The organism is Bacillus mycoides (genome assembly GCF_018742245.1).
Classification (GTDB): Bacteria; Bacillota; Bacilli; order Bacillales; family Bacillaceae_G; genus Bacillus_A; species Bacillus_A cereus_U.
In genome coordinates this window covers 46,587-70,096 of sequence record NZ_CP036135.1, presented here as the reverse complement: position 1 = coordinate 70,096, position 23,510 = coordinate 46,587, and the positions used below count along the sequence as shown (strand labels likewise).

Here is a 23,510-nt window from a genome sequence, read left to right as displayed (position 1 = left end):
TTCAACTTACACTTATCGATTCTCATTTCTTATACACGATCTCGAAGACCAACATACTAAAAACTGATTCAAATAAGGTAAGTGAAAAAGGTAAGTTTTGTATACGGATTCAGGACCCAAAAACACCCACGACCTCCTCTTCACTTCTACTATATAAAAAATAGTAGTGCGAACCAATGCCTTGGTCTGCACTACTAATCTTAGTATGTTTTGTATAGCTGCATATACTAAGTACAGATGATCTTGAATCATATAAATCGCTTTATATTCACTTAATTCTTTTTGTTTTTCTGTAGTAACAGCTGTCGCATTTTGAACATAGTGGAAGAACAAAGAAAAATAGCGATTAACTGTCCATAAAGATGACATTCTAGACGATCTCGCTTAATATTGTGACAATGACTGATACCAAAAAGAGATTTCCATGTTTTAAATACAATCTCTATTTGCCAACGTAGTGAGTAGATATCATGAACCTGTTCCATGGTATGTTGGTAATATAAACGTTGATTTCTGTTAATCGTTTACTTTTTTCAGAGTATGTAACTCCTTTTTTCTTTTCAACATAGGTTTGCTGTTTCCTACGTTTATGAGTTTGAGTCGATGTCAGTCTGTATATTATAACTCGTGAGAGTAATTTTTGTTGTCCAATATAGGCATTTCGAATTTCATAAGTATCTCCTGGTTTTATCTGATGTATAATATCTTCAAGGTTAAGTAAAACATATAGGGATTGCTTTTTTACTGTCCCATCCCGAAAGAATTCTTGAGAATCATTTTTCACATATACTCTATTATTTAATTTCAACCGTGAAACATAGAATACACCTCGTTGATCCATCTGGTCTAAATCTTTTAGAGAAAAGTATCCTAAATCTCGAATACATAAACCTCCTGAACGTAAGGTATCTAAACAATCTGTACCGAAGGTTTTATCATTATTTTTACCTGGCTCCATTTGAAAATTGAGGAATTTTCCACTATGTAAATCATACTCTAGCTGAATTTTAATACCAGCTGTTTGTGCACATCTTCCTGAACCAGGATAAATAGGGGCCAAATGATTGGGTACTTGAAAAATAGTAGCATCTAAAATACGTATACGTTGAAAATAAGAAGTGTATTGGTTTGGGATTTGAGACCAATCGTTTAGTCTTCTTTTGATTAAAAGGGAAAATACACGCTGTAGAAATAAAACAGCGCATCGGTAAAACGTTGATTAAGTCCTTCTGGACTCATGAGTGTAGCTGTATTTGCATAAAGTTGACTACATAATCGAGTGAGGGAATCACTTGCTACGTGTTGACTAATCCAAATACATAAAGCGGCCAAATCTCGTGCACCATACTTACTTTTACGTTTTACGAAGCCCGTCTCCTACGCGAGCTGTTGAAGGATGTTTGGAGATAGATATCGCTGTAATTTTTCAGCGAATAAAAGAAACTCATCTTGAATAGATAGAGTCATACAAAACGCCATCCTTTCTGTATATTTCTACAAAAAGAATAGCGTTTTTTTGATTTTATGGATATAAATTTATCTTAGCTTGATAGCGATGTATGGTGATCCCTATTAGGAGACAAACAAATCCATGTGCAATTGAATGTTCCTGATACATTACCTCGATTTTTGATTATGCCTTGTAAAATAGAAAGTGTCATAGGTAATTTATTACATCATGCAATTCGATATTCTCCTATCTCTGGGACAATTGAATTGACTGTGGAGGAAAATAAACAAACTCAACAGGTCCAATTCAATTTGCGGGATGAGGGGATGAGAATTTCTCCAAATAATCAATTACGCGTATTTGAACGTTTTTTAGAACAGATCGATTAAGAAGTTCACAATCTGGAGGGTCCGGATTAGCTATTGCAAAATCATTGATTGAAATGCACAAAAGGGAAATTGGTGTGAGGAATCACGCAGATAGTAAGCAGGGAAGTGAATTTTGATTTACTCTTCCCATCACATCAGAAAAAAATAAGGCGGCTGAAAGACTTTTGTAACATTTACGTTAGAAAAATGAAAGACCTTCTTGTTAACATACTACTACACAGTATGTTACAGGAGGTTTTTTACTTTATGAAAAGAAAATATGTATGGTTTATAGGTGGTTTGATAATTGTATTGGGGATTTTATGGTCATTGTTCCGACCAGAGAAAATATTTATTGATAAGCACGTGAATGAAGCATTGCCACAAACAGAGGTACAATCAACTGAAGCAAGGCAACTAAGTGATCGAGTAATAAGTGAAGGGCAGTTTCAAAATGGTATCCATGAAACAACTGGAACGGCAAAAATTCATCAATTAGCGGATGGAAAACGCGTTTTACGATTTTCCGATTTTGAAACATCTAATGGGCCAGATGTACGAGTTGTATTAGTTCCTACAAATCGTTTAAAAAATAATGAAGATGTGAAAAACTATCAGTATATTGAATTAGGAAAATTAAAAGGAAATAAAGGAGACCAAAACTACGAAATTCCTGAGGGGATAGACGTAAGTGTATATGGTTCGGTTTCTGTTTGGTGTAAAAGATTTAATGAAAACTTTGGTGCGGTTTATTTTAATGATTAAATATGAATATAAATTTTTACTCTTACTCAAAGGAAAAATTTATATGGGATATGGTAATAGTTGCTACGGAGATTGTGGATTTGATGGCGGATTCTCCTTACTGTTTGTGCTCTTTATCTTATTAATCATAGTTGGAACTATCTCCAGCTGATACACCTGGTACATGGAAATATAGTAGAGCAGATGGTTATGTTATACTTAATGATAACGGGGATGTTATTACCGCTATTCCCGCAAAGAAAAAATAATAAAAATTATTTTACGGTGCATAAGGTTGGTTATAAACATTGGATATTAAATATGATAGATACGAACTATTAGAGCTATTCGAGAGTGAACCAGAAGACTTTTTGATTGAGGGTGCAGGTGTGTATCTGTATCGTAAAATGGATCACTTAGGATTTAAAGTAATAATGATTATGTCAGTTTATGAGAATACAATTAAATTAAGTCTTTCTTATAATGAAGGATGTGTATTTGACGTCAATATGGAATTTGTAGAACGAGTCTATACTCGCAATGAAGCACTCCATATTCAGTGCTCTGAAGAGAAAAAAGCAATTGAAGTGAGATTCAAACCACATTTTGCAATTAATATTAGAGAATTCTAATCAAAAAATCGTAGGAATTATTAATTCCTACGATTTTTATTATTGAATATTTTTCCAGAGTGGCCCTTCATACCCAGAATCGTTTCCGTACCCCTATTATGGAATACGGCATAGTATACAAAAAACGTAGGCTTACGCCTACTGACAGAAAACGAGAAAGCTCATAATCATCTAGTTTACATAAGTAATCTTATCGGTAGTTATAAAAACACAAAATATTCTGTTTCAAAATCAAAAGTATTCTTATCTTATTGAGATATAATCAAAAATTTCTAAGATAGTTTTTTATTTGCATTATGTTGTGATTTTTATTTATACGACTATCCTATTTTTTAGAAATTACAAGGTTTATATTATGGTATGAATAAAATAAATGGATATACAGAAAAAAACCTTCTGTCTCAAAATCAAAAGTAATCTTAGTTTTTGAGACAGAAGGTGAAATTGAAATGTCACCACGACATATCTTCCTTCCCTATCCGTTAAAAAGAACCGTTTATCTCTTTCTTAATAAATAATATGGCACTGAATAACAATCTTTTCATACATTTAGTACACTTTCTTACTATTTTCCACTTCAAATTCTTTCAGATATATTTCTTTTAACATCGTAGATGTACTGCCCCCCCAATATTTATTAAAAGGTGTACTTAATTTGTTTTTCACCATCCATTTTCTTCCTCCTATTTTTAATAACTGTGAAACAGATATCCCAGCTTTATCTATTTCATCCTTAATTATTTTTTTCGCTTTCTCTTTTTCCCAAAACCTATTAGGTACTGCTTTTAATTCCCATTCTTTAAATTGATTTGGATACGCCTCATTTAACATCTTATAGGGGCTATCCGACCAAAACCTCATGAGAGGTGTCCTCAACCCGTTATTTACAATCCACTTCAAACTGTAATGTTTCTTTATATCTTCCTGAGACATGCCCTTTTCTTTGATAATCTGCTTAAAAATCTTTAAACTCTTTTCTTTATCGTTCCAAAATTTATTAGAAACTCTTTTTAATTCCCATTCTCTATATTGATTGGGATATGCTGCATTTAACATCTGATAAGCGTTTCTATTCCAATACTTCAACAGTGGTGTACCTAAATTTCTTTCTCTTAACCACTCCCCACTATACACATCAAGTACGTCTTCTATTGTTAATTTTTCTTTTTTCTCACTCCACCAACGTAAGGCCAACAGCCCTTTTTCCTTAGTCCAAAAATTCTTAGGAACACATTTCAATTCCCACTCTTTAAATCGATCGGGATATGCTGCATTCAACATTTGATAGGGGCTACCATTAAAATAGCTCGAACATACCTCGCCCAGTTTATTTTCTATTAACCACTTCAAATCATACTTATTTAGTAATTGATACTCTGTTAATCTTTCTTTTTCTTCAATTATTACCCTTAATATTTCCAATCCTTTTTCGTATGTCCAAAAACACTTAGGAGCATGCTTTAACTCCCATGGTTCAAATCGATTGGGATATGCTGCGTTTAACATCTCATATGGACTACTTCGATAAGTCTGCATCACACTAGTTAATTTGAATTTTATAATGAGACTCTGGTTCCATTCTTCTTTAATATCATCATTGCTCCATTTTAAAACATCCTCAATTAAATATCGCGTTACCCTCCTTTTTGATTCCCCGTTCACATCTTCACTCCATGTACCAGGAGGAAAACTTTTTCTTTTTCCATCTAATATTTCTCGATATATTCCCTCTATTTTTATTGTCAAGAATAGTTCACTCTCTTTCTAAAACTTCTCCTTATTATTACCAGATGTAATACCATTTGTGGTTTTATTGAAACACGAAGTTTTCGACGCGTAAATAGTAGAATTCCGCCAATTACATTCAATTATTTCGATAAATGAATTAATGTAATCCTAAATATTATACTAATAAAATTACTATTTAATTTCATTTTAGTAAAAATAATAGTTACAACTTGATATATCCAATAAAAAGATAATAATTTCGATTCATTAGAATCATTAAATACAATTTAATAAACTATTAATATAATTTAATCGTACTCTGCATACAGTTTTCTTTTATTTAGATATGTAAAATTGCATCAGAATATAAATTTGAATAAGATGCGCTCTTATAAATAACTAGTTGTAGAAAACGGAGGATCTGGGTTTATGGTCTATTAAAAACTCTTAAGTCGATGGATATGGAGGTCCGCCCAGATACGTGTAAATCCAGAATCTTTTCAAAATGGGACAGAAAAAAAGCAATCTTTAAGAATATTATTAGGTTTACATAGTTATCGATAATAGGTATCATGTAAATTTTATTAATACCTAAACACCTTAAAAAAATAAATATTCTAGTAACTGATGCTTAATGTGGAAATGGTAACTTGCGAAATAAATGTCGAATTTAACAGAAAATTGTATATTTTTGTTGTTTTATTTTTATTTTCATGCTAGACTTATAATAACAAAGAAAGAGTATACAAAAACCCTTAGCGATATAATTGTCTGAATTTTTAGTTTTATTTGTTGGTTTGCTTTACATCATTGACATGTGTGTATGCATTTTTTCCTCCACTCTTTCTTTGCTGTGCCCTTTAGAAAAAAACAACTTGTCCTTATTCAAGTTGTTTTTTTTCTGTAAAGATTTCATTTATTGTTTATGATAGTTGAGGTAGTAATTCAAAAAAGTACCTATCAGGGACATAGTTTTTAAGGCAAGTTTTTGGAAAGCATTTTTATGAAAAATTGGCGGGAATCATTTAAAAATTAAAATAACCCCTCTTTTCTGTGTACCTCGACACATTTAATTTGTATAATATAAAAACTAAGAAAATTTAAAAAATAAATACATATGCATGTTTACATAAATAGGGGTGAGAGAATATGTACAAACTGACCGAGATTATTGACGTAAAAGAAATACAAACTATGGCAGAACACTTTTATCTTTTAACACAGATTTCACATCAGCTGCTTGATTGCAACGGAGGAATCATATTTCATTACGGCACACCATCCTCTGATATACATTTACATGCAAAAATTCATGTCCCTATTATATTCAATGAAAATAAGATTGGTGATTTTGTGATTTTTTCGCCTAAAGATAGTATTGAGTCTTGCACTATATACTTTAAATCCCTTGCAACGATTATAACGAATAAAGGAATGAATACATTACAGCAATTGCAGAAAGATCAATCTATCCCTGCTGAAAAATTATATACGATTTTACACAACATGCCCGTTATGGTTGATGCTTGTGATGAAGAAGGGAATATTGTCATATGGAACCGAGAGTGTGAACTTGTAACAGGTTATAGTGCCGCTGAAATTATTAACAATCCTTGCGCGTTAGAGCTACTTTATCCAGATGAAACGTATCGGAACCAGTTACTTCATGGATTTTCTGAACTCGGTAAAAACTTTCGTGATTGGGAAATGACACTTACTTGTAAAAACGGTGATGAAAAAACAATCCTGTGGTCAAACCTTTCAGAAGAATTCCCTGTTCCTGGATACAGTCACTGGGCAGTTGGTATTGATATTACGCATCGGAAACAGGTAGAAGAAAAACTTATAGAAAAATCTTCAGAGTTAGAATTAATTTTTAAAGCACTCCCAGACTTATGTTTTTTAACAAGACTTGACGGAGTAATCGTTGATTATAAAGCCGGCTGTCCATCAAGATTTTATGTACCTGTCGAACAATTTATGTATAAAAAATTTCAGGATGTGTTACCTTTAGATGTTGCCCTGCAGCTACAAGAAGCAATTGCAAGGGTACAGCAGAATAATTCCATAGAAATTGTAGATTACTCCTTGCTCATGCATAATAGTATTTACTTTTTTGAAGCACGATGTTTACCGCTATTAACAGATAAAGTGATGGTTATGGTTCGCGATATTACAGAGCGGAAAAAGACAGAGGAACTACTAAATAAATCAGATAAATTAGCTACTGTCGGTCAACTCGCTGCAGGGGTTGCACATGAAGTGCGAAACCCACTCACTGTTATTAAAGGATTTATACAATTATTAGAGATACAAATGAAACATGAATCAAAATATTTTCAACTCATACTTTCTGAAATTGAGCACATTGAATCTATTATTCATGAATTTTTATCGATTGCTAAGCCTGAGGTATGTTCTTTTGAACAAGAGAGCATCGATGTAATTTTAAAAAACGTTGTATCATTAATTAACACAAAGGCAATTATGACAAATATTCATGTCACATTCCAAACGGATCCTGACGTTGTATATATTGATTGTTGTAAAAAACAATTAAAACAAGTGTTTATCAATGTTTTACAAAATTCGATTGAAGCAATGCCACATGGGGGAGACATAACCATTACCACTAAGAAAGTAAGTAACAATGAGGTGGAAATTTGTATTTCAGATGAGGGGATTGGTATTCCAGAAGAAAGAATTGCAAAACTTGCTGAACCTTTTTATAGTACGAAAGAAAAAGGAACAGGTCTCGGTTTAATGATTAGTTACAAAATTATTGAAAGTCATCAGGGAAGAATTTGTATAACAAGTAAAGTTGGAGTAGGAACCTCGGTGTACATTTATTTACCGCTTTTGCAAAATGTTTAAATACTGGCTTGAATGAAATTATGGCATATTATTTTGGGATTACATGTGTACAAGCGGCCTCGTGGGTATACCCCAAAATTTTTCCAACAAAAAAATCCCCGTAAAGCATATACACTTTACGGGGAGAGCCTGTTTTCTATCTTATTATATACGTACAGCCGTACCACTTACAGCAACCATTAACATACCATCACGAACAACTTCGTAGTCTACGTCAACACCAACGATTGCATTAGCACCTTTTTGTCTTGCAAGTTCTTTCATTTCGTCCATTGCAATATCACGTGCTTCTTTTAATTTACTTTCATAAGCACCAGCACGACCACCGACAACATCACGAACTGAAGCGAATAAATCGCGGACAATATTTGCACCCATAATAGCTTCACCATTTACAATATCAATATATTCACTAATTTCTTTCCCTTGAATTCCCTGCGTTGTTGTTACAATCATGATTGACACTCTCCTATAACTTATAATTTTAAATTGGCGTTTCTTATGTCTTTATTATGACATGGAAAAAGTACCTAAACTATCTAATAACCTTACAGGAATATGACATTTCTGTAAGGAATATTTACTCATTTTCTATTCGGATTTCTTTAAAACATGACCTTTTTCTGATCAATCTTGTCGGGATAGATATACTAATTCTGTAATTATTCGCTTTGCATCAAGCTCTAGCAATAGAAAAGCCTTGCTGATTGCAAGGCTCATCTCCTCATTTCATCCAATTGTGTATCGACTATCCTCTGAAACAAGTAAACTTGTATGATCAATTTTGACAACACATTTCCCTAACCTCCGCTTTACTTCCGATTGTAATTTCTTGTTTGCTTTTTCTAAAGACTGTGCTGGAATAATTGCTGATTGTAAGTCTGTTACCTTGCCATCATACATCACAGAAAAATCAATTTCATATCGATGTATCATGATTTCCCCACTTCCTTTCCAATAGTACGCTTACAACTCATCCTTACATGCTTTTTGTTTTCATATATTTTTACAATTACACTATGTTTCTTCACAATCCTCGCTAACCCTGCCAAAATAACTTTTAATAATTCCAATACTTAATAAAAGGTATGCAACAACCTTTAAAAAAATCATTCTCAAACCCTATTTTTCGAAATTTCATTTAAGCTACTTAAAATCCCGAATAACAAACATAATCTCATTCGATACCAAATATATTAACGGTTCATTAGAAATTGATTACAAATAAATCTGGAATGTGATTTTCTCTGGAATGGAAATTTTTTGTGCTGAAAACTATATAAATATTGTTATCCAACACACCCAATTGATAACCCTGGTAAAAAGGGGCTAAATTTTTATCACTACTCATATCTCTCCTCCGAAAATAGCCTTATAATTTAGAATAATAGGACTAATTATGATGCAATTTGTAGGATTTTTATACTTTTTGTCGAATACATGTAAAAAGGAGGGAATATGGCATGCTGTTCACAGGATTCTTCATTAATCTATCTATTTTTTCTTTCCTAGCTAGTTCAGCTATTTTTATTCAAGTATTTATAAGGAAAATGGATAATAAATTTATCCATTTATTTTTGGGGACATATGCAGGTATCATAGCTGCTATTTTGATGATTTTTAATTTTAAGCACATGGGATTGTTTTATGACTTGCGAGCCGTTCCTCTTATTATTTCGTTTATTTATTTTGGTCGTACAGCTGGTTGGATTACGTTAATGTTTATTTTATTTATGCGTATTTTCTACCTTGGTGGTGATTGGGGACCAGCTTTGATAGCTGCTTTAAGCATTGCTACTATATATACTATATTCAAAACATATCTCAAAAATACCCATCCCTTTAAAAGCGTTTTTCTTTATCTAGCTGTTTATCTAGCCATAATTCATTGGATATTTGGATTCTTTTTTCCTTCTATCTCACTTATACTTCTTGACATCCAAGGTACATTATTTATATCTTGCGGACTCTTAATTGGTGTTTTTCTTATGGAATCCTATCAAAATTTATATTACTTAACACAAGACCTAGCTAAAGCAAATGAAACTTTACTAGAATCAAAGCGGGAATTAAGGGATACCGTACATGAACTACAAGGAGGTATTGTTAAATTTAAAAAAGTAAATGGGAATTTTATTCATACTCTGTGTGATGGACAATTATTTTATCAACAAGGATTTCACTCTGAACAAGTTGTAGGGAAGCTTTTACCTACTATAGATTCTTCCATTATTCCATCCCATTTAGTTCCTCGATTACTAAAGTATTATCAACAGGCATGGGATGGTGAAGAAGTAACTTTCGAACTACCATGGCCAAATGATGAGACTATGATACTTTTCTCTCTTAGGCCAGTTAAAAGAGAGGGAACAGTGGTTGAGGTGGTTGGTTCTACTGTTGATATAACGAAAAGAATAAATGCGGAAAATGAACTAAAGGTAACGAAAGAACGACTGGAATCGTTTATTAATCATAATGTAGATGCTATCACTATATTTGATTTAGATGGACATATGTTGCAAGCGAATAAAGCTTATGAGAAGATATTTGGTTGGTCAGAAAAAGAATCAGTAGGAAAAAAATTACCTTGCGTACCTGATTTTTTAATGAATGAAACTTTAGAGTTAATCAAAAATATTAGTAATACCAATATACAAGATCCTGTTATTACTAGGTTAGAAACAGTTAGACAACGAAAAGATAAAACTCTAATTGATGTAAACGTGACGGTTTCACCAATTCTAGATTTAAGGGGCAATATAATTGCTTTATCAGGAATTTGTAGAGACATTTCTGAAAGGAAACAAGCAGAAAGAGAACGCCGTCAATTACATCAACAATTAAGAGACAGTGAAATGAAATACCGTGCGCTCATCGAACAAGCAACTGACGCAGTATATGTAGTAGAGCTAAATGAAGATCAACTTCCGGCTCGATTTATTGAGGTAAATCCTGTTGCGTGTAAAAGATTTGGATATAGTAGAGAAGAGCTTCTTTCGATGCCATTTCCTAGTAACGTTCCACCAGATTCTCCGATAATCAAAAGAGTGATAGAAAAAATTAGAGAAGGGCAAACTTCTTTCACTTTGCAAGATGAATTTGTTTTTCCGACAGGAAGAGCAATAACAACTGAATTTGGTGTCCGTGTTTTTAACTTGAATGGCAAAAATGTTTTCTTGAGTATCTCTCGAGATATCACAGAACGGCTAAAAACAGAGGAATTATTACGAAAATCAGAGAAACTTGCTGTAGTAGGTCAATTATCCACTGCAATTGCTCATGAAATTAAAAATCCTTTAACAGCAATGAAAGGATTCATGCAGTTATTAAAATCAATGGAAAATAAGAACACTGAGCATTATATAGATATAGTGTTAGCAGAGGTTGAACGTATAGATAGTATTACTAATGAATTTATGACATTAGCAAAACCTGAGGCATTAGAAATTAAAACTAATGACCTGAATGTATTAATGAAGCAAGTTGTAATGTTACTTGAACCTCAAGCAATAATGAATTGCATACAAATTACAACTAAGTTTACATCTGATACTTCATTCATACTTTGTGAAAGGAATCAATTAAAGCAGGCTTTTATAAATATCTTAAAAAATGCAATTGAGGCAACTTCAATGGGAGGGGAAATCTTGATTCAAATCGAATATGTGCCTGATCAAAACCAGGTAAACATTCGATTTACTGATTATGGGTGTGGAATTGAACAGGAACGTATACCTTACCTAGGAGAACCATTTTATAGTCTCAAAGAAAATGGTATCGGTTTAGGATTAATGATCTGTTATAAAATTATTGAGAAGCACCAAGGAAAGATACTTATTGAAAGTGAAGTAGGAAAAGGAACAACAGTTAATATAAATCTTCCTATATCTACTCTCGAAAAAGAAAACTCTTATTCATCTTCTTAGATACATCCTAGAATCATGAAGTACAATTATACAATTTATTAAATTTTCCCCTTTAGATTTAATTATCTAAAGGGTTATCTGTTTATGTTAAAAAAAATCTCATATTGTACTCTCGCCATTTAGCAGCTTTACGAACTGTTTGAGGTAGGGACTTCTTGGGAGGTATAAACTTTCTAATAATCTCAAATATAGAAATTTCCCTATTTCCACAAGTTGATATTTCTATATATCCCTACTTTTGTTATCAAAAACAGCGAAGATATTCCTGTTTCTTCAACTAATAGTTAGCAAAAACAAGTGAATCTGCAGGAGAAAAACAAATTTAAAAACCAACAGGGCAATAATACAACTCTATCAAAATTACAATAAAAGGAGCTAGTCTGTGAATAAATATTATATGAGTGCTATCTTAAGTATTGTACTTTCTGTTGTATTATTTACATTTAATTACTATCAGACTAAAAGAGGAGGAGTAATATTCGCTTTAAGTATAGGAGCAAGTGTTAAATTTCTAGCTGATGGTGTATTGAATGAAGGTAAACACAAAAAACACAATTGATTTTGAAGTAAACCGAAGATGAATCACCTTAATAAGATGATTTATCTTTTTTATAAAAACTTAAGGAATCCAAAATTAAAACCCACACATTTTGATCAAACTTTTTTCAAAATGTGTGGGTTTCCTCTATTTATAAATCAATATTTGTAGCAATACTTTGATCAAGCTATAATTCAAACCAACATAACCAGTCTTTTTATCTCATTCGTTGACGAACAAATACGAATCCACCTAAAGCCACCAACAACATTCCTACAATATATGAAATCATCTCCATTGATGTTCCACCTGTGTTAGGAAGCCATACTGATGTCTTAGTATTTTCTTTAGTTGGTGGAATTTTTGAATCTGTGCTCGGGTCTTTTGGATCTGTGCTTGGATTTTTTGGATCTACGCTCGGATCTTTCGGATCTACGCTCGGATCTTTTGGATCTACGTTCGGATCTTTTGGATTTTCCTTGATTTTTGTATTCGTAATATCATAACCTTTTACTTCAGATTTATATCCATCCACTGGTTGTTCTTTTACTTCATACTTATATACCTTACCTTCGGCATCATATGCCGCTAAGTCTTTGAATCCATATTTCCAACCTGTTGCTTCACTTACTTCTTGCGTCGCAACTACTTGGCCATTTTGTAGTAGGTCGATCTTGATCATTGCCGGACGATCTTTCGCATTGTCGTCCTTCCATATCTTCGTTCCTTCTACCGTTGTTTGACCTACTTTTGTATTCGTAATGTCATAACCTTTTACTTCCGATTTATATCCATCCACTGGTTGTTCTTTTACTTCATACTTATATACCTTACCTTCGGCATCATATGCCGCTAAGTCTTTAAATCCATATTTCCAACCTGTTGCTTCACTTACTTCTTGCGTCGCAACTACTTGGCCATTTTGTAGTAGGTCGACCTTGATCATTGCCGGACGATCTTTCGCATTGCCGTCCTTCCATGTCTTCTTTCCTTCTACTGTTGTTTGGCCAACCTTTGTATTTGTAATGTCATAACCTTTTACTTCAGATTTATATCCATCCACCGGTTGTTCTTTTACTTCATACTTGTACGCATTTCCTTCGGCATCGTATGCTTGAAGTTTTTCAAATGTATACTTCCAATTTGTTGCCGCTGTTGCTTCTTTTGTGTCTACTACTTTACCGTTTTGTAGTAAGTCTACTTTGATTGTTGTCGGACGATTTGTTGCGTTTCCGTCCTTCCACGTTTTTGTTCCTTCTACTGTTGTTTGCGCTACTTTTGTATTCGTAATATCATAACCGTGAACTTCGGATTTATATCCATCCACCGGTTGTTCTTTTACTTCATACTTGTACGCATTGCCTTCGGCATCATATGCCGCTAGGTCTTTGAATCCATATTTCCAGCCTGTTGCTTCACTTACTTCTTGCGTCGCAACTACTTGGCCATTTTGTAGTAAGTCTACTTTGATTGTTGCCGGACGACTTGTTGCGTTTCCGTCTTTCCACGTTTTCGTTCCTTCTACTGTTGTCTGCGCTACTTTTGTATTTGTAATGTCATAACCTTTTACTTCAGATTTATATCCATCCACCGGTTGTTCTTTTACTTCATACTTGTACGCATTTCCTTCGGTATCATATGCTTGAAGTTTTTCAAATGTATACTTCCAGTTTGTTGCCGCTGTTGCTTCTTTTGTGTCTACTACTTTACCGTTTTGTAGTAAGTCTACTTTGATTGTTGTCGGACGATTTGTTGCGTTTCCGTCCTTCCACGTTTTTGTTCCTTCTACTGTTGTTTGCGCTACTTTTGTATTCGTAATATCATAACCGTGAACTTCGGATTTATATCCATCCACCGGTTGTTCTTTTACTTCATACTTGTACGCATTTCCTTCGGCATCATATGCCGCTAGGTCTTTGAATCCATATTTCCAGCCTGTTGCTTCACTTACTTCTTGCGTCGCAACTACTTGGCCATTTTGTAGTAAGTCTACTTTGATTGTTGCCGGACGATTTGTTGCGTTTCCGTCCTTCCACGTTTTTGTTCCTTCTACTGTTGTCTGCGCTACTTTTGTATTTGTAATGTCATAACCTTTTACTTCAGACTTATATCCATCCACCGGTTGTTCTTTTACTTCATACTTGTACGCATTTCCTTCGGCATCGTATGCTTGAAGTTTTTCAAATGTATACTTCCAATTTGTTGCCGCTGTTGCTTCTTTTGTGTCTACTACTTTACCGTTTTGTAGTAAGTCTACTTTGATCGTTGCCGGACGATTTGTTGCGTTTCCGTCCTTCCACGTTTTTGTTCCTTCTACTGTTGTTTGCGCTACTTTTGTATTCGTAATATCATAACCATGAACTTCAGATTTATATCCATCCACTGGTTGTTCTTTTACTTCATACTTGTACGCATTGCCTTCGGCATCGTATGCTTGAAGTTTTTCAAATGTATACTTCCAGTTTGTTGCCGCTGTTGCTTCTTTTGTGTCTACTACTTTACCGTTTTGTAGTAAGTCTACTTTGATTGTTGCCGGACGATTTGTTGCATTTCCGTCCTTCCACGTTTTTGTTCCTTCTACTGTTGTTTGTGCTACTTTTGTATTTGTAATGTCATAACCTTTTACTTCAGATTTATATCCATCCACCGGTTGTTCTTTTACTTCATACTTGTACGCATTGCCTTCGGCATCATATGCCGCTAAGTCTTTGAATCCATATTTCCAACCTGTTGCTTCACTTGCTTCTTGCGTCGCAACTACTTGGCCATTTTGTAGTAAGTCTACTTTGATCGTTGCCGGACGATTTGTTGCGTTTCCGTCCTTCCACGTTTTTGTTCCTTCTACTGTTGTTTGCGCTACTTTTGTATTCGTAATATCATAACCATGAACTTCAGATTTATATCCATCCACTGGTTGTTCTTTTACTTCATACTTGTACGCATTGCCTTCGGCATCGTATGCTTGAAGTTTTTCAAATGTATACTTCCAGTTTGTTGCCGCTGTTGCTTCTTTTGTGTCTACTACTTTACCGTTTTGTAGTAAGTCTACTTTGATTGTTGCCGGACGATTTGTTGCATTTCCGTCCTTCCACGTTTTTGTTCCTTCTACTGTTGTTTGTGCTACTTTTGTATTTGTAATGTCATAACCTTTTACTTCAGATTTATATCCATCCACCGGTTGTTCTTTTACTTCATACTTGTACGCATTGCCTTCGGCATCATATGCCGCTAAGTCTTTGAATCCATATTTCCAACCTGTTGCTTCACTTGCTTCTTGCGTCGCAACTACTTGGCCATTTTGTAGTAAGTCTACTTTGATGGTTGCCGGACGATTTGTTGCGTTTCCGTCCTTCCACGTTTTTGTTCCTTCTACTGTTGTTTGCGCTACTTTTGTATTCGTAATATCATAACCATGAACTTCAGATTTATATCCATCCACTGGTTGTTCTTTTACTTCATACTTGTACGCATTGCCTTCGGCATCGTATGCTTGAAGTTTTTCAAATGTATACTTCCAGTTTGTTGCCGCTGTTGCTTCTTTTGTGTCTACTACTTTACCGTTTTGTAGTAAGTCTACTTTGATTGTTGCCGGACGATTTGTTGCATTTCCGTCCTTCCACGTTTTTGTTCCTTCTACTGTTGTTTGCGCTACTTTTGTATTCGTAATATCATAACCATGAACTTCAGATTTATATCCATCCACTGGTTGTTCTTTTACTTCATACTTGTACGCATTGCCTTCGGCATCGTATGCTTGAAGTTTTTCAAATGTATACTTCCAGTTTGTTGCCGCTGTTGCTTCTTTTGTGTCTACTACTTTACCGTTTTGTAGTAAGTCTACTTTGATTGTTGCCGGACGATTTGTTGCATTTCCGTCCTTCCACGTTTTTGTTCCTTCTACTGTTGTTTGCGCTACTTTTGTATTCGTAATATCATAACCATGAACTTCAGATTTATATCCATCCACTGGTTGTTCTTTTACTTCATACTTGTACGCATTGCCTTCGGCATCGTATGCTTGAAGTTTTTCAAATGTATACTTCCAGTTTGTTGCCGCTGTTGCTTCTTTTGTGTCTACTACTTTACCGTTTTGTAGTAAGTCTACTTTGATGGTTGCCGGACGATTTGTTGCGTTTCCGTCCTTCCACGTTTTTGTTCCTTCTACTGTTGTTTGCGCTACTTTTGTATTCGTAATATCATAACCATGAACTTCAGATTTATATCCATCCACTGGTTGTTCTTTTACTTCATACTTGTACGCATTGCCTTCGGCATCGTATGCTTGAAGTTTTTCAAATGTATACTTCCAGTTTGTTGCCGCTGTTGCTTCTTTTGTGTCTACTACTTTACCGTTTTGTAGTAAGTCTACTTTGATTGTTGCCGGACGATTTGTTGCATTTCCGTCCTTCCACGTTTTTGTTCCTTCTACTGTTGTTTGCGCTACTTTTGTATTCGTAATATCATAACCATGAACTTCAGATTTATATCCATCCACTGGTTGTTCTTTTACTTCATACTTGTACGCATTGCCTTCGGCATCGTATGCTTGAAGTTTTTCAAATGTATACTTCCAGTTTGTTGCCGCTGTTGCTTCTTTTGTGTCTACTACTTTACCGTTTTGTAGTAAGTCTACTTTGATTGTTGCCGGACGATTTGTTGCATTTCCGTCCTTCCACGTTTTTGTTCCTTCTACTGTTGTTTGCGCTACTTTTGTATTCGTAATATCATAACCATGAACTTCAGATTTATATCCATCCACTGGTTGCTCTTTTACTGTATACGTATAAGCAACACCGCTCGCATCATATGATTCTAAATTTGTAAATGTATATTTCCAACCATTTGCCGCTGTTACGTCATGTGTTTTGACTACATTTCCATTTTGTAGTAAGTCTACTTTGATCGTTGCCGGACGGTCTGTTGCGTTTCCGTCCTTCCACGTTTTTGTTCCTTCTACTGTTGTTTGACCTACCTTTGTATTTGTAATGTCATAACCTTTTACCTCGGATTTATATCCATCTACCGATTGTTCTTTCACTGTATAGATGTAAGCTACCCCGTTTGTATCGTATGCCTGGAGTTTTTCAAATGTATACTTCCAATTTGTTGCCGCCGTTACTTCTTTTGTGTCTACTACTTTACCGTTTTGTAGTAAATCTACTTTAACTAAGCTTGGGCGATCTGTTGCGTTGTTATCGTTCCAAGTCTTTGTTCCTTCTACTTTCGTTTCGCCTACTTTTGTATTCGTAATGTCATAACCGCTTACACTAGATTGATATCCCACTACTAGTTGTTCTTTCACTTCATACTGATAAGCTATTCCATTCGCATCGTATGCTTCTAAATCTGCAAATATATATTTCCAACCCAATACTGCTAGTACGTCTTGTGTTTTGATCACGTTTCCGTTTTGTAGTAAGTCTACTTTGATCATTGTCGGACGATTTATTGCGTTTCCGTCTTTCCACATCTTCGTTCCTTCTACAGTTGTTTGCGCTACTTTTGTATTTGTGATGTCATAACCTTTTACTTCGGATTTGTATCCATCCACCGGTTTTTCTTTTACTTCATACTTGTACGCATTTCCTTCAGCATCATATGCCGCTAAGTCTTTGAATCCATATTTCCAACCTGTTGCTTCACTTACTTCTTGTGTGTTGATGACCTGACCATTTTGTAGTAAATCTACTTTGATTATTTTCGGACGATCTGTCGCATTGCCATCTTTCCACGTTTTCGTTCCTTCTACTGTTGTTTGCGCTACTTTTGTATTCGTAATGTCATAACCTTTTACTTCTGATTTATATCCATCCACCGGTTTTTCTTTTACTTCATACTTGTACGCATTGCCTTCGGCATCATATGCCGCTAAGTCTTTGAATCCATATTTCCAACCTGCTGCTTCACTTACTTCTTGCGTCGCAACTACTTGGCCATTTTGTAGTAAGTCTACTTTGATTGTTGCCGGACGATTTGTTGCGTTTCCGTCCTTCCACGTTTTTGTTCCTTCTACTGTTGTTTGCGCTACTTTTGTATTTGTAATGTCATAACCTTTTACTTCTGATTTATATCCATCCACCGGTTGCTCTTTTACTGTATACGTATAAGCAACACCGCTCGCATCATATGATTCTAAATTTGTAAATGTATATTTCCAACCATTTGCCGCTGTAACGTCCTGTGTTTCGATTACATTTCCATTTTGTAGTAAGTCTACTTTGATCGTTGCCGGACGGTCTGTTGCATTTCCGTCTTTCCACGTCTTCGTTCCTTCTACTGTCATTTTCGCTACTTTTGTATTTGTAATGTCATAACCTTTTACTTCCGATTTGTATCCCGCTACCGGTTTTTCTTTTACCGTATACGTGTAAGCAACACCGTTCGCATCATATTGTGCTAAGTCTGCAAATGTATATTTCCAACTGTTTGCTGCTGTTACGTCTTGTGTTTGAATTACGTTTCCATTTTGCAATAAGTCTACTTGGATTGCGCTTGGACGATCTGTTGCATTGTTGTCATTCCAAGTTTTCGTTCCTGAAACAGATGTTGTTGCATCTTTTGTATTCGTAATGTTGTAGCCATTTACTTCCGATTTGTATCCCGCTACCGGTTTTTCTTTTACTGTATACGTATAAGTATTACCATCATTATCATATGCTGGTAAATCTGCAAACGTATAGTTCCAGTTATTCGCTGCTGATACATCTTGTGTTTTGATTGAATTTCCATTTTGCAGTAACTCTACTTGGATTGAGCTTGGGCGATCTGTTGCATTGTTGTCATTCCAAGTTTTTGTTCCTGAAACAGATGTCGTTTTCACTTTATTCGGAATAGTAAGCTTTACGCCTTTTTCAGCATTTGCATCAATTTTAAAAGGCACTTTTACTTGCGGATCGAAATCCAAATAGTTTGGACCTGCAATCTCCTGTACATAGTAATTACCTGGGTCTAAATCTGGAACCTCCACCATACCTTGTCCATCCGTTGTATACGTACCGCCAATTTGCTGACCTGACTCTGTATATAAGTTAAATGAAACATTCGGTATAAATTTTGTTTCATCTCCGGCAATGTGCTTCACAATTCTTAACGTTCCTTTAGGAGGTAAATCGCCTTGCGCACCACCGCCCTGATCGATATTGTTAACTCTAGCACTACCCGACGTTGCTACAGGATTTTCATTCGTAATCTTGTAATCAACCGTATATTGATTATCAAAATATGGTTGACTCTTTCCACTTGCAGTTATAGTAGATGTGTAGGTGAAAGCAAAAGTAATACCACTTGCCTTATCCTTATTCATCACAACTTTAAACGCGTTATCACCCATAAAAGTAACCGTTCCATAACCTTGGGCTTGGAATGCTTCAGGTGTCATTGGAGCGGCAAATCCTCCAATACGGAAACTATCTTGATTAAGTGTTTGTCCCGGTCCCAAAGTATCTGTCAAAACAATATCTGTATCTACATTTTGTTTTGCACCATTTATATTTAACCACCAATTTACTATATTGGTATCTTCCGGTTTAATACCGCCCCCTTTAGAGTGCATTGTTCCAGGGCTAGTCCCCCCATTATTAGTTGGACCAGTAATCGTTACTTTTTGAGACTCTAAATTTGTACCTAGATCCGTATTGATTGTTTTCTTTTCTCCCGCTGCTACATCCTGAGTCGCTTCAACTTGAAAATAAAAATGCCCTCTAACATTTAGAAGTTTCTCAGCTACATCACTAAATGTACATACCACATTAGTTGTATTTATTTGACAAGTACCAAAATTTTGCCCTTGCTCATTGTTCAATGGAATCGTTCCTTTGAATCCTTTTAATTCCGGGGGCAACGTTAATATTAAGGTGTCTCCTGTTTTTATTTTCAATCCAGGTTTTTCACTAAAATTAACGCGTATTCTCGTCTGTTCACTGACACCTAGTTCCGTTTTATCGAATATAAAACTATCAACTAGTCCTGTTTTATTTAATTCTTGTGCATTTGCTATTATAGATGTGAAATTCTGACCTATAGTAAATATAAAAATCATTATAATCGAAAAAATCGAAGTCACTCTTTTTATCATGTCATTCTCCTATAAATTATAATTAGATGGATTCTAATATGAATATACAATGACAATGATTTAATAGGCTGATGGTATTCCGTTTCTTTCAACTGTTATAAACTAAAAAACTTGAAAATAGATTTCTATAAACTATTTCTCTACTCCAATAAGCTTCAATTCTTTAATCTAACATTAATTTTACTAAGTTTACTATTTACAAATTTAATAGTTATTGATATTATCGTAACTAGTGAAGTTACAGTTATCATCATCCCTATCAACTCTTGAAAACTTGTATCATATCTACCATCTTATGGATAGCATAAATTTCTGATTAATAATGGTTTCATTTCAATGCTATCAGTTTATTCATACTACTTTCCATTATTTTCAGATTCATAGCATCAGTATGTACCAATTTGATAGCACCTTCTTATTGATTCACAACTTTATTTACCAGAACCTTTTGCCCCCTCCTACAGGCATTACCCCTATGCTCTCATCCATAATATAAAACTATTTAGATACCAAAAATAGCTTCTGTAACTTTTGTAACTGATTTTGTAATTAAAAAAACAAACATAAATTAATACCTCATTTGGGATAAACTTTTTATTTTATACTCCCCCCTACAGACACCGAAATATCACCCTTAAGTGCTTGTGCTAAACCTCTGCCTAAATTTTGATTCATTTAGTAAAAACCACAAACAATTTTGTTTATTCATGTACCTCCTATATATCATTGCCTAGGTTTATAATTAAGTAGCCCTATGCTTTTTAAAAGAATGAACAGTAACGTTTACTAATCTGTATCAGCTTATGAATTTAGAATTTTAATCACAATCTACATGATTTATAAACTTCATGGTTAAATCTCGCTATACCAAGCCTTCAATTAAGTTCTCAGCATGATGACTAGATTCATAATTAATTGTAGTCGCTTATTTCTTTATTTGCATGAATCCAAACTTCACATTGCTAGATCGGCACAATGGGCCTCAATTCCCTTTACAAATATTTGTAATAAATGTGCACTTAAGTAATTAAGGTGTCATAAGAATAACAGAATACTCACACTCTACTTTTACCAATTAATCACATCTCAGTCCCCCCCTATCTATACCCGATATAATATATAAAATAAAACAAAGAAAGAGTAGTAAGCGTAAATATCAATCAGACTTATACTAAACTGAATTTTCAATATTTTCAGTTTAGTATAAGGGTATTTTCAGCCACTCTTTCTTTGTATTATGAGTTTAGCACCAAATATAAAGTATAACAAGACAAAAAAATTCAAATTTCGCATAATTTCGACATTTTTTTCACGAAACAATACTGGTCGTTAATTAACACGCATTGCCATATATATCTATCGAATTAAGAATTTTATGACGCTCTCAAAATAAAAACTTGTACATTTTCATCTTGAGAAGGCATTTTTTTATTTTTGGGATATTTTCTTAGCTTGATGGTGATGGAAAGTGACCCCAATTAAGCTAATTCCCCCATTTCGCAGATTTGATCAAAAACACCCAAATAATATCTTGTTTGAATTGTTTTACTTTAAAATATTTAACTTATTACGCTTCCGTTTATCTTTTCAAAAGCATAACTTCGTTTCGAAAGCTTTGCAACGGAACCAGAAATATATAGTATCACATCAAAAAATATAAATCTATATTGATTTTCTTTTAATAATTTATATATAATTATAATGAATATAATTTGAAAGTCAATATCAATTAGAAATAATGGGGGGAGTATAGACAGGACAAAACATTTAGTAGGAAAGCAAGCCCATGTTTCGAAATGAATGAAGTAATGCCAAATAAAAATGATTAGATTAATAAAATTGGAATCCAAATTAGATTACAAAATCGATTTTGGGTATTGGTAAGAAGTCATTCTATTTAATGCTAAATGAGGACACACAGAATAATAACAAATTAGGAAATGTAATATGTTCTTGCTTCCATTTCTTATAGTATTTAATAACTTTTGACTTCAATCTGGCTTTGTATAAAGCTTTTCTAACTTGAGAAATGAGCACAGTTACTCCTTTGCTCACAAATTAACTGTATAGCTTCCGATATCCCATTTTTCTATTTAAAAGTTTAAATTGCATAATAATAGAACGATGCTTCTCTAGATTCTTGATATTTTTGGTGAATTTGTAACAGGACCTTTAGTTACACGAAATATTCTTTAAATACAATATTTTATCATCTTAGGAGGAAACGGTATGAAAGGCTTAAAGTTTCTTTATAAAACTCCCCTTATATTGACAATGAGTGCAGTGTTGTTGGGGTGTAGCACAGCAAAACAAGAACAGTCAAACAAGGATACAGCCACACAAGAAAAATCTACGAAAAAAAATACGCAATGGTCATATGAAGGGACTACTGGTCCAGAACACTGGGGAGAATTGAAACCAGAATACAAAATGTGTTTAAATGGGCAAGAACAATCTCCGATAGATATCAAAACGGAACAAATAAAATCAACAGTTGAGGATGCTAATCATTTTCAAATTAATTATCAACCAATATCATTTTCTATTAAAAATAATGGGCATAGTATTGAGGGGACAGCAAATAGTTCTGATGATTATCTCATGCTGGGAGAAAGTCGTTACACATTAAAACAATTCCATTTCCATACACCAAGTGAACATCAATTTGAAGGAAAACATGCAGATATGGAACTACATCTGGTCCATCAAAATGATCAAGGTCAGTTAGCAGTAGTTGGTATTATGATAAAAGAAGGACAAAAAAACGAAGGTTTTGCAGAAATGTGGGAAAATCTCCCGAACAGCAAAAATTCACAGGGTGATGTGCAGCATACCATTGATATAAAACAGATTCTTCCTTCAGATCATTCGTCATTCCGTTACATGGGTTCTTTGACAACACCTCCTTGTACAGAAAATGTCCAGTGGATTGTGATGAAACAGACAATAGAGATGTCCAAAAAACAAATTGAAACGTTTCATAAATTATTCCCAACGAATAACCGACCAGTTCAGCCAATTAATGGAAGAGAAGTATCGTAAACATAAGGAATTATTGGAATAAAAAATAGTAGTGCGAGCAGCATAGCGAAGGTTTTGAAACCCAGACAATTTAAATGACGATGTTCTTGTTCAATGAGATTATTGAAATGTTTGATGGTACAATACTTTGCACC

The 23,510-nt window shown here is 34.2% G+C and carries 11 protein-coding genes and 3 pseudogenes; 8 read left to right on the top strand and 6 right to left on the bottom strand.

Annotation, left to right across the window (positions count from 1 at the left end):
• Positions 1-12: 12 nt before the first annotated feature.
• Positions 13-1,467, bottom strand: a pseudogene (locus EXW56_RS27015) (IS4 family transposase).
• Between the two features lie 102 nt (positions 1,468-1,569).
• Between EXW56_RS27015 and EXW56_RS27010 the strand changes: the two are divergent.
• The 4 genes and pseudogenes from EXW56_RS27010 to EXW56_RS26995 all read left to right on the top strand — a co-directional run.
• Positions 1,570-1,955, top strand: a pseudogene (locus EXW56_RS27010) (ATP-binding protein); the annotation flags it as partial.
• 130 nt (positions 1,956-2,085) lie between these two features.
• On the top strand, positions 2,086-2,583 hold the full coding sequence (locus EXW56_RS27005) for a DM13 domain-containing protein (RefSeq protein WP_215597686.1): 498 nt from the start codon (positions 2,086-2,088) through the stop codon (positions 2,581-2,583).
• Complete coding sequence (locus EXW56_RS28175; RefSeq protein WP_435868473.1) at positions 2,516-2,734, top strand: YjcZ family sporulation protein; 219 nt, start codon at positions 2,516-2,518, stop codon at positions 2,732-2,734. The genes EXW56_RS27005 and EXW56_RS28175 overlap by 68 nt, the downstream gene beginning before the upstream one ends.
• A 136-nt stretch (positions 2,735-2,870) precedes the next feature.
• On the top strand, positions 2,871-3,194 hold the full coding sequence (locus EXW56_RS26995) for a hypothetical protein (RefSeq protein ID WP_215597685.1): 324 nt from the start codon (positions 2,871-2,873) through the stop codon (positions 3,192-3,194).
• Positions 3,195-3,743: 549 nt separating this feature from the next.
• On the opposite strand, the gene EXW56_RS26990 is transcribed toward EXW56_RS26995, so the two are convergent.
• Positions 3,744-4,940 carry a DUF4046 domain-containing protein gene (locus tag EXW56_RS26990; protein WP_215597684.1) on the bottom strand — a complete coding sequence of 399 codons (1,197 nt, stop codon included), beginning with the start codon at positions 4,938-4,940 and terminating at the stop codon, positions 3,744-3,746.
• A 1,131-nt stretch (positions 4,941-6,071) separates the two neighbouring features.
• Between EXW56_RS26990 and EXW56_RS26985 the strand changes: the two genes are divergently transcribed.
• On the top strand, positions 6,072-7,796 hold the full coding sequence (locus tag EXW56_RS26985; RefSeq protein ID WP_215558725.1) for a PAS domain-containing sensor histidine kinase: 1,725 nt from the start codon (positions 6,072-6,074) through the stop codon (positions 7,794-7,796).
• 144 nt (positions 7,797-7,940) lie between these two features.
• On the opposite strand, the gene EXW56_RS26980 is transcribed toward EXW56_RS26985, so the two are convergent.
• The gene (locus EXW56_RS26980; protein WP_000637500.1) at positions 7,941-8,252 is read right to left on the bottom strand and encodes a heavy metal-binding domain-containing protein; all 312 of its coding nucleotides are present in this window, start codon (positions 8,250-8,252) and stop codon (positions 7,941-7,943) included.
• Between the two features lie 273 nt (positions 8,253-8,525).
• The gene (locus EXW56_RS26975) at positions 8,526-8,732 is read right to left on the bottom strand and encodes a hypothetical protein (RefSeq protein WP_215597683.1); all 207 of its coding nucleotides are present in this window, start codon (positions 8,730-8,732) and stop codon (positions 8,526-8,528) included.
• Between the two features lie 527 nt (positions 8,733-9,259).
• On the opposite strand from EXW56_RS26975, the gene EXW56_RS26970 reads away from it, so the two are divergent.
• Together EXW56_RS26970 and EXW56_RS26965 are read left to right on the top strand one after the other, a co-directional pair.
• Complete coding sequence (locus tag EXW56_RS26970; protein WP_215558724.1) at positions 9,260-11,722, top strand: PAS domain S-box protein; 2,463 nt, start codon at positions 9,260-9,262, stop codon at positions 11,720-11,722.
• Between the two features lie 382 nt (positions 11,723-12,104).
• Entirely contained in the window at positions 12,105-12,281 is a 177-nt protein-coding gene (locus EXW56_RS26965; RefSeq protein WP_215558723.1) for a hypothetical protein, read from the top strand.
• A 196-nt stretch (positions 12,282-12,477) separates the two neighbouring features.
• On the opposite strand, the gene EXW56_RS26960 is transcribed toward EXW56_RS26965, so the two are convergent.
• Positions 12,478-20,334 (bottom strand): Cna B-type domain-containing protein, encoded by a 7,857-nt coding sequence (locus EXW56_RS26960; RefSeq protein WP_215597682.1) that lies wholly within the window; start codon positions 20,332-20,334, stop codon positions 12,478-12,480.
• A gap of 2,229 nt (positions 20,335-22,563) precedes the next feature.
• Here EXW56_RS26960 and EXW56_RS26955 point away from each other — a divergent pair.
• Positions 22,564-23,376 (top strand): carbonic anhydrase, encoded by an 813-nt coding sequence (locus EXW56_RS26955; RefSeq protein ID WP_215558721.1) that lies wholly within the window; start codon positions 22,564-22,566, stop codon positions 23,374-23,376.
• A 30-nt stretch (positions 23,377-23,406) separates the two neighbouring features.
• Here the strand turns inward: EXW56_RS26955 and EXW56_RS28170 are convergent.
• Positions 23,407-23,504, bottom strand: a pseudogene (locus EXW56_RS28170) (IS6 family transposase); the annotation flags it as partial.
• Positions 23,505-23,510: the final 6 nt, after the last annotated feature.